General features: G+C 62.5%; 4 protein-coding genes and 2 pseudogenes. 4 read left to right on the top strand and 2 right to left on the bottom strand.

Features of this window, described 5'->3' with window-relative positions:
• The first annotated feature begins 352 nt into the window (after window positions 1-352).
• Entirely contained in the window at window positions 353-1,633 is a 1,281-nt protein-coding gene (locus KWO_RS18950) for a dicarboxylate/amino acid:cation symporter (RefSeq protein ID WP_010364566.1), read from the top strand.
• Window positions 1,634-1,851: 218 nt separating this feature from the next.
• On the top strand, window positions 1,852-3,852 hold the full coding sequence (gene tkt / locus KWO_RS18945; protein ID WP_010364568.1) for a transketolase: 2,001 nt from the start codon (window positions 1,852-1,854) through the stop codon (window positions 3,850-3,852).
• Window positions 3,853-4,035: 183 nt separating this feature from the next.
• Here tkt and KWO_RS23420 read toward each other — a convergent pair.
• A pseudogene (locus KWO_RS23420) lies at window positions 4,036-5,036 on the bottom strand (alpha/beta fold hydrolase).
• A gap of 353 nt (window positions 5,037-5,389) precedes the next feature.
• On the opposite strand from KWO_RS23420, the pseudogene fhuE reads away from it, so the two are divergent.
• Window positions 5,390-7,576, top strand: a pseudogene (fhuE, locus tag KWO_RS18935) (ferric-rhodotorulic acid/ferric-coprogen receptor FhuE).
• A 337-nt stretch (window positions 7,577-7,913) separates the two neighbouring features.
• Here fhuE and KWO_RS18930 read toward each other — a convergent pair.
• A complete protein-coding gene (locus tag KWO_RS18930; protein ID WP_010377065.1) occupies window positions 7,914-8,891 on the bottom strand; it encodes a LysR family transcriptional regulator in 978 nt (325 codons plus the stop codon).
• A 34-nt stretch (window positions 8,892-8,925) separates the two neighbouring features.
• On the opposite strand from KWO_RS18930, the gene KWO_RS18925 reads away from it, so the two are divergent.
• Window positions 8,926-9,693 carry an SDR family NAD(P)-dependent oxidoreductase gene (locus KWO_RS18925; RefSeq protein ID WP_010377063.1) on the top strand — a complete coding sequence of 256 codons (768 nt, stop codon included), beginning with the start codon at window positions 8,926-8,928 and terminating at the stop codon, window positions 9,691-9,693.
• Window positions 9,694-9,845: the final 152 nt, after the last annotated feature.

Raw genomic sequence — 9,845 nt, 5'->3', positions numbered from 1 at the left:
CTGTCTGGGAGCGGTGTCCTTGCCGATTGCGGAACCGTTGGCGGCACGGATGCCGCCATCGAGCCACCATGGAGGGGTTTACGGCGTGCCCCGCGAGCGGTGCGGGCATCGCGCAATCGACACAAGGGGCTCGACGAAAAGCATCTGATGACACTTAGCCGTCGCGACGACTCGAAATGCCGGCTCTTGCTCTTTGTGCCTAAGCAGCAAGGTCTACAGCCATCGGGGAAACGCTGGCCTCACCCGACATCGTGAAGCTACCCGCAGCAGGTGCGCAGGGGCACCCCGGGTAGCTGGCCGCATTGATGGCGTTTGTTAAGCTCGGTCTTTGTGTCCACCAAGGCCTGACCAGATGACAGCATCCTCAGCCGCGCGCCGCCCGGGCCTGCCCTTGCATTGGAAAATGGGAATTGGCTTCGCCGTTGGCCTGTTGTTGGGTCTGGCTGTGTATTACCTGGCCGGCAGCGATGCCGATTGGGTGCGTCTGGTGACCAAGTACGTCACCACGCCGTTTTCGCAGATCTTCCTCAATCTGATCTTCATGCTGATCGTGCCCCTGCTGTTTTCGGCGCTGGTCATGGGCATCTCTGAGATGGGCGACATCCGCGCGCTCGGACGGGTGGGGTGGCGCACACTGGGCTACACGGTGGTGCTGTCCGGTGTGGCGGTGCTGCTGGGATTGGTGCTGGTCAATGTGCTCAAGCCCGGCGCGGGCGTGGACCCGCAACTGGCCAACCAGCTGATCCAGGAAAACGCCGAACGCACCCGCGAGATCATCTCAAGCTCCGGCACTCAGCCGCAGGGCATGGACATGCTGCTGTCGATCGTGCCCAGCAACGTGATTGCGGCAGCGTCCAGCAATGGCGCGATCCTGTCGCTGATGTTTTTTGCGGTGATGTTCGGCGTAGGCATGGTGCTGACTGCCGATGAAAAGGTCGCCACGCTGCGGCGCGGTATAGAAGGCATCTTCGAAATTTCGATGACCTTGATCGGGCTGGTGATCCGGCTGGCGCCGTATGCGGTGGCCTGCTTCATGTTCAACCTGGCCGCGTTGTTCGGCTTCGACCTGCTGATCCGCCTGGGCGCTTACGTGGGCGTGGTGGTGCTGGCGCTCGGCCTGCAAATGGTGGTCAGTTACGGGATGGCGGTGAAGTTCGCCGGGCGCTCTCCGTTGGGCTTTTTCCGGCAGACCCAGGAAGCGACGGTGATGGCGTTCTCGACCGCCTCCAGCAATGCCACCCTGCCGACTGCCTTGCGTGTGGCCGACGAGATGGGTCTGCCGCCGCGCGTGTCGCGTTTCGTGCTGACCGTGGGCGCGACCGCCAACCAGAACGGCACTGCGTTGTTCGAAGGCGTGACGGTGATCTTCCTGGCGCAGTTCTTCAATGTGGATCTGAGCCTGGGCCAGCAATTTATGGTGATGCTGGTCTGCATCCTGGGCGGGATCGGCACCGCCGGCGTGCCGTCCGGCTCGCTGCCGGTGGTGGCGCTGATCTGCGCGATGGTCGGCGTGAACCCGGTCGGCATCGGCATGATCCTGGGCGTCAATCACTTCCTGGATATGTGCCGCACGGCGTTGAACGTGACCGGGGATCTGGCACTGACGACCTTGGTGGCCAAGGGCGAGGAATAGGGAATAGGGAATCGTTAAAGCAGGCTGTTGCGGGCGTTGGGTGTGACGGTAAGGCTTGCCGCATCGCTGCGGTGGCTGGGCGCGCGGGTGATCGCACCGACCAACCGGCAACACTGCATCCGATTCTCCATTCCTGACTCCCGATTCCCCTAACGCACTGTGTGGGAGAATAAGCGGCTCCGCTTCCAGCGGTGTTCCCTCCGCTTCCATAGACGCCCATGACCCAGCCCACCCGCCGCCAGCTGGCCAACGCCATCCGTTTCCTTGCCGCAGATGCGGTCGAAGCCGCCAAGTCCGGTCATCCCGGCATGCCAATGGGCATGGCCGATATCGCCGAAGTGCTGTGGAATGATTTCTTCCGGCACAACCCCAACAACCCGCAGTGGTTCAACCGCGACCGTTTCGTACTGTCCAACGGTCACGGTTCGATGTTGCAGTACGCGCTGCTGCACCTGTCCGGTTACGACCTGCCGATCGAGCAGCTCAAGCAATTCCGTCAGTTGCACAGCAAGACCGCCGGTCACCCGGAGCGCAGCGAAACCCCCGGCGTGGAGACGACCACCGGTCCGCTCGGGCAGGGGTTTGCGAACGCGGTGGGCTTTGCGCTGGCCGAGAAATTGCTGGCGCAGCGCTACAACCGCCCGGAGCTGGAAATCGTCGATCACCGCACCTGGGTGTTCATGGGCGACGGCTGCCTGATGGAAGGCATTTCGCACGAAGCCGCGTCGCTGGCCGGTACCTGGGGCCTGGGCAAGCTGGTCGCGTTCTGGGACAACAACCAGATCTCCATCGACGGCAACACCGCCGGCTGGTTCAGCGACGACACCCCGGCGCGTTTCGAGGCGTATGGCTGGCATGTGATCCGCGATGTGGACGGGCATGACGCCGAGAAGATCAAGGCCGCCATCGAGACCGCGCTGGAGAACACCGACAAGCCCACGCTGATCTGCTGCCGTACCAAGATCGGTTTCGGTGCACCGACCAAGGCCGGCAAGGAATCCTCACACGGCGCACCGCTGGGCAAGGAAGAACTGGAAGGCGCACGCAAGGCGCTGGAATGGCCGTACGGCCCGTTCGAAATTCCCGAAGAGATCTACGCCGGCTGGCGTGCAGGCGGTACCGGCACCTTGCGTCAGGCCGAGTGGGAACAGCTGTTCGACAAGTACAGCAAGCAGCACGCCAGTGAAGCCGACGAACTGACCCGCCGCTCGCATGGCGAGCTGCCGGCCGACTTTATCGCCAAGGCCGATGCCTACATCGCTAAAGCGCAGGAAGACGGCCAGACGATTGCCTCGCGCAAGGCCTCGCAGCTGGCGATCGAAGCGTTCGCCCCGCTGCTCCCCGAGTTGATCGGCGGTTCGGCGGATCTGGCGCATTCCAACCTCACCTTGTGGAAGGCCAGCAAGTCGGTGGCCACCGACGACCCTGACGCCAACTACGTGTATTACGGCGTGCGCGAGTTCGGCATGACCGCCATTGCAAATGGTCTCGCGCTGCATGGCGGTTTCATTCCGTTCGACGCCACCTTCCTGGTGTTCAGCGATTACGCGCGCAATGGCGTGCGCATGAGCGCATTGAACCCGGCGCATGCGATTCACGTGTACACGCATGACTCGATCGGCCTGGGCGAAGACGGCCCGACCCATCAGCCGGTAGAGCACCTGGCCTCGCTGCGCTACATCCCCAACAACGATGTGTGGCGCCCGGGCGACGCGGTGGAATCGGCAGTGAGCTGGAAGGCGGCCATCACCCGCAAGGACGGCCCAAGCTGCCTGATCTTCAGCCGCCAGAACCTGCAGCATCAGCCGCGCAGCGCCGAACAGATCAAGTTGATCGAACGCGGTGGCTACGTGCTGGCCGATGCCGAAGGCGGCATGCCGGATGTGATCCTGATCGCCACCGGTTCGGAAGTTGGCCTGGCGGTGGAAGCCAAGCAGACCCTGGATGCGGCTGGCCTGAAGACGCGTGTGGTGTCGATGCCGTCGACCGATGTGTTCGACCGTCAGGATGCGGCCTATCGCGAATCGGTGTTGCCGAACGCGGTGCGCAAGCGTGTGGCGGTGGAAGCGGGCGTGACCGGCTTCTGGCGCAAGTACGTGGGTCTTGATGGCGACGTCGTCGGCATCGACACCTTCGGTGCCTCGGCGCCGGCCGATCGGCTGTATGCGTACTTCAAGATCACCGCAGAGCATGTGGTTGCGGCGGCCAAGGCGCTGTAAGGCCTCGCGTGTTGCGTTGAAGAAAAAGCCGGCGAAAGCCGGCTTTTTTGTTGAGCCTCGTGAGCGATGCACGATGCACGATGCACGATGCACGATGCACGATGCACGATGCACGATGCACGATGCGCGATGCGCGATGCGCGATGCGCGATGCGTCATCGTTCAACGGAAGCGTGGCGTGCTTCAGTGCGCTTCGTTGGCCAGCGCCGATGCGCGGATCCTGCCTAGCACCTTCACTTGTGCCTCCATCATCGGCGAGTTGGGATCGTGTCCGGTGCGGGGCAGCAGCAGGAATTCCCTGCTCGGGGCAGACAGACCATCGAAATACGCCTTGCTGATCTGGGCCGGGGTGACCAGATCCTGTTCGCCCTGGATCAGGTAGACCGGCATGGCGAACTGCGGACCGAGTGTGCGCAGGTTGATCTGCGGGCCCATACCATCGCCTGCCAGCCCGACGAACTGCAGGAAGGAATAGTGTTCCCCGGCCTCATAGGCTGCGCGGTAGTCGGGGGTGTCGTATTCCGCTGCGAAGGTGAACCAGTCTTCCGGTGCCGGCTCGGTGCTCAGGGCTTCGTACTTACGCGTCACACGCCGCAGAATTCCGAAATTGCGCGGGCTGGTCCATGGCGGTGCGCCGATCTCCTCCAGTTTGCCGATCGCATCTGCATCGCCGGCTGCGCGGCCCAGGCTTAGCGTTTTGACCTAGCTTGCCGCCATGTCGTCCTGGTAATTGACCAGTTGAGCCGTGCCGACATAGGCGTGGAACAGCTCGGGACTGGCCTTGGTGATAGTGACCGCCAGTGCCGAGCCACGATCCACCCATCAGGATGAGTTTGGATTTGCACAGCCGTTGCGTGGCATAGCGGGCAACCTCGCTACCGTCCTGGGTCAGCCTCTGCATGGTCAGCGTCTCGCCCCCCGGCAGGCTTGCTTGCGGTCTAGGTCTTGCCGGAGCCGCGCTGGTCCCATTGCACGATGGTGAAGTCGCGCGTCCAGCTGCTGAACAGGCGATGCGCGAACGGCGTGTTGGGGTTGCCTGGCCCGCCATGGACGATCAGCACCACGGGAACCACGGGATTGCGGCAGTCCTGGCCTTCGATCGTGACCCATTGCTGGATGCCTCCAATCTGGACAAGACCTGCCTCGTGCACGGCGTTGCCGGGGACACGACAAGCGTCATTCAACGAGGTTTTTCCTGACGCTGCAGCGCTCACTCCCGGTACGCAAAACAGCACTAAAGCGACAGCTATCCAGCATTTCTCCATGTGATCCCCGTTGCATGGCGTTCCGTCATTGCGTCAGCCACCTGTTCTGCGGCTTCCGGTTCCGGGCGTCGCGTCTATGCGAGTTCGACTGCAAGGATTGCCTCGAATGGGGGCAGTTGCGGAACGAACTTTCAATCTATCTATTTAAAATGTGAATCATTCCCATTAAAATACCGCGTTGCCGGTGCTAAGGCACCCCGTTCTCCCCCTTGTTGCCGGCGCTATGCCTGTGCGGTGCGTGCGGCCCGATCCGTCTGCGTTGGAGTCACCCGATGAACCGTAGTACCGAAATGCGTCTTGTTTCTGCGGGCGCCCGCCGCCACGCCCTGCCATGCGCACTGTTCGCTGCGCTGTGCACGCTGGCCGCCGGCCAGGCCCTGGCCGAAGCGCCCGCCGCCGCCGATGCCGAGGTCACCACGCTGGACCGGATGACCGTGCAGGGTGAGCAGGCCAAGGGCTACACGGTGGAAAAAACCTCTGCCGGGACGCGCATGAACCTGGCGCTGCGCGAGATTCCGCAGTCGGTTACCGTGATCACCCGCGACCGCATGGGCGACCAGAACCTGCAGAGCATCACCGACGTGCTCAACAACGTCACCGGGATCTCCGCGTCGCAGAACGACAGCGAACGGGTGGATTTCTATGCGCGCGGTTTCTACATCGACAACTACCAGTTCGATGGCATGCCCGTGTACATGGAGCAGGCGTGGAGTTACGGCGATTCGGCGCTGGACCTGGCGCTGTACGACCGCGTGGAAGTGGTACGCGGTGCGACCGGTCTGTTGACCGGTTCTGGTAACCCGTCGGCTTCGATCAATCTGGTGCGCAAGCATGCGGTCAGCCGCGATTTCACCGGCACCGTGTCGGTGGGTGGCGGCGACTTCAACAAGACCCGCAGCGTAGCCGATGTCACCGTGCCGTTGAGTCCCGAAGGCACCGTGCGCGCACGCGTGGTGGGCGTGTATCAGGACGGCGAATCCGACATGGACCGCTACAGCCTGCGCAAGAAGATCGGCTCGGCGATCATCGATGCCGACCTTACCGATAGCACGCTGTTGAGCGTGGGCTACGAGTATCAGAAGAAGGAATCGAACGATGTCACCTGGGGCGGCTTCCCGCTGTTCTACAGCGACGGCACGCGCACCGACTACAAGCGCTCGTTCAATCCGGCGGCCGACTGGACGTTCTGGGACACGCGTCTGCAGCGCACCTTCGCCAGCCTGCAGCAGAGCTTCGACAACGGCTGGACCCTCAAGGCCAATGTGAGCCACGAAGAGACCGAAGCGACGAACCACCTGTTCTATCCGTACTACACGATCTTCGGTTTCGATCGCGCCACCGGTGGCGGCGTGGTGCCGTATTCGGGCAACTACCAGACCGAGCGCAAGGCCGATGGCGCCGATGTGTATGCGGAAGGCCCGTTCCAGTTGTTCGGCCGTGAGCATCAATTGGTGGCCGGCGCCAGCTACAACCGCCGCGAGTACGTCAATAACGGCACCTTCGATTCCCCGGCGCCGCTGGACAGCTACCTTGGCTGGAATGGCGCGTACCCGGAGCCCAACTGGAGCCCGCGCGCGGTACAGAGCGAAGGCACCATCAAGCAGAAGGCCGCCTATGTGGCTGCACGTTTCTCGCTGGCCGATCCGCTGACGCTGCTGGTGGGCGCGCGCTATACCGATTGGCAGATCGATGGTTGCAACTTCGACGCGGCCCAGGGATTGCTGCCGTTCTCCGACAACCAGAAGGAAGTCACCCCATACGCCGGTCTGGTCTACGACATCGACGATGTGTGGTCGACCTACGTTAGTTACACCGAGATCTTCAACCCGCAGACCCTGCGCGATGCCAATGGCGGCTATCTGGAACCGTTGAGCGGCAAGGGCTACGAAGCCGGCGTCAAGGCAGCGTGGTTCGATGATCAGCTCAACGCCTCGCTGGCAGTATTCCGCATCGAGCAGGACAACTTGGGTGTGGCTACGACGACTTTGGTTCCGGGTAGCAGCGATTTTGCTTACGTAGCAGCCAATGGCGTGGTCAGCGAAGGCTTCGATTTCGAACTGTCCGGGCGTCTGACCCAGGGCTGGAATGCTACCTTCGGTGCGTCCCATTACACCGTGCGCGACGACAGCGGCACATCGATCAACACGCAGCTGCCGCGCACCACCATCAAGCTGTTCAGTAGCTACGCTCCGCAGGGCGCGTGGAGCGATCTGACCGTGGGCGGTGGCGTCAACTGGCAAAACCGTTCGTACTATGTGGACTAGGTATATGGCACCTTCCAGCAGAGTGCCTACGCACTGGTCAGCGCATTCGCGCGCTACCGCCTGTCGCCGCAGTTTTCGGTACAGCTCAACGTCGATAATCTGCTCGACAAGCGCTACTACGCGCAGTTCAACGGTGGCTACGGCGCATGGGGCGCATCGCGTAACGGCATGCTGACCTTCAACTACACGTTCTGATTAAGAACCACATCGGGCGTTGGTGACGCTTGAGGTGATTGATAAATGGCACAGACATCTTGCGAAGATGTCTGTGCCTTTTGTATGTGTGCCTGACTCAGAGCGGCTTGCAGATATGGCGTAACAGACGTGTCAGTTACGTTCATCGCACGATCACTGCAGCGCACGGATATCCAGGTGTGTTGCTCTGAAACGTGTGCTGTGTCATTGAACAACACCTGCGCGATGCTCTGGCCGTCAACGACGCTACGCGTGCGCTACAAGAAACCGCGATGCCGGCATTTGCTGTGCATGACTCCAGTGGCCGCGCAGCAGGCTGCGCTGATGCGCGTGCCGCTTATTGCGATAGCGGCCGCAGATGCGGCGCCATCACATCGGCCACCCAGTCCATAAAGGCGCGTACGCGTTGCGGCAGATGGCGGCGCTGTGCGTAGAGCAACGTGACCGGCATCGGTTCTACGGCCAAATTGGGCAGGATTTCGACCAGTGCGCCGCTATGCAGATGCGCACGTAGCGGGCTGGCCGGCGCCTGGATGATGCCCAGCCCCGCCAACGCGGCAGCAAGATAGCCATCGCCGTTATTCACCGTTACCGGGCCGCGCATCGGCAGCAGTTGATAGGCCTGCCCGTCGTAGTACTCGAAGCCGGGCGAGCGCTGGCCCAGCGTGGGCACGTAGTGCACAAGATCGTGCTGGGCCAGGTCGTCCAGGCAGTGCGGTGTGCCGCGGCGGGCGAGGTACTGCGCGCTGGCGCAGCTGACGATGCGAAAAGCACCGAGCGGGCGCGCGACCAGATTGGTGTCTTCCAGCGTGCCAACGCGCAGCACGCAATCGAAACCCTCGCGCACCACATCCACGCGTCGATCGGTGCCGCTGATTTCCACTTGCAACTGCGGGTGCTGCGCCAGAAAGGCAGGCAAGGCCGGTATGACGAAGTGGCGCGCGATGCCAGCCGACATATCCACGCGCAAGCGCCCACGCAACTGGCTACGCTCGCGCTGGAACATGCTCTGCAATTCGTCCATGTCATCGAGCAGGTCGCGGCTGCGCTGATAGAACGCGGTGCCGTCGCCGGTGAGCTGCACACGCCGGGTGGTGCGGTGCAGGAGCTGGGTGCCGAGCGAGGCTTCGAGCCGTTGCACGGCGGTCGAGACGCTGGCCTTCGGCAGCCCCAGGGTTTCGGCAGCGCGGGTGAAACTGCCCAGCTCGGCCACGCGCAGGAAAGCGCGCAACGACTCCATGGTGTCCATCGATTGGTCGTTGATCTTGAACGGTGCAATCAGGGTGAGCGGATTTATGCGGCACGGCAAACGCAATAGCCTAGCTACTCCCTAATCACCGAGTACGCGCATGTCGACGACCATCACCACACCCATCACCGTGATAACGGGCGGCAGCCGCGGCCTGGGTCGCAACGCGGCGCTTGCGCTCGCTGTCAACGGCAGCGACATAGTGCTCACCTACCGCAGCCAGGCCGATGAGGCCGCTGCTGTGGTTGCAGAGATTCACAAGCGTGGTCGGCGCGCGCATGCCTTGCAGCTCGATGTTGCCGATGCCGACGCTTTCGCCGCCTTCGCCACGCAGCTGAAGCAAGTGCTGGCGGGTTGGGGACGCAGCCAGTTCGATGCGCTGGTCAACAACGCCGGCACCGGCCTGCACGCGGCCTTTGCCGACACCACGCCGGCACAGTTCGATGCCTTGGTCGCCATCCATCTCAAGGGCCCGTATTTTTTGACGCAGGCGTTGTTGCCGCTGATTGCCGATGGCGGGCGCATTCTCAACGTATCCAGCGGGCTGGCGCGTTTTGCGCTGCCGGGTTCATCGGCTTACGCGATGATGAAGGGCGGGGTGGAGGTGTTCACTCGCTATCTGGCCAAAGAGCTGGGCGCACGCGGTATTCGTGCCAACACGCTGGCGCCCGGTGCGATCGAGACCGATTTCAACGGCGGCACCGTGCGCGATAACGCGCAGGTCAATGCGATGGTGTCCTCGGTCACTGCGTTGGGCCGCCCCGGGCTACCGGACGATATCGGGCCGGTGGTGGCCGCGTTGCTTGCACCAGGCACTGGTTGGGTCAATGCACAACGCATCGAAGTCTCGGGTGGGATGTTGATTTAGCTGTAGCGGGTCACGTGGTTGGGTCGCTGCGACGAGCGCTGATCCAGATGCGTGACGCTATGGGCCGCATCCACTGATTGCAGGGTAATGAAGCGCTGTGTATGAATAGATCGATGGACTGCTGCTTTCAGAAAATCAGGAACTGCTAACGA

This window comes from Xanthomonas vasicola pv. musacearum NCPPB 4379, from assembly GCF_000277895.2.
Classification (GTDB): domain Bacteria; phylum Pseudomonadota; class Gammaproteobacteria; order Xanthomonadales; family Xanthomonadaceae; genus Xanthomonas; species Xanthomonas vasicola.
The sequence above is the reverse complement of the archived record's forward strand: the minus strand, read 5'-3'. Positions and strand labels throughout refer to the sequence as shown.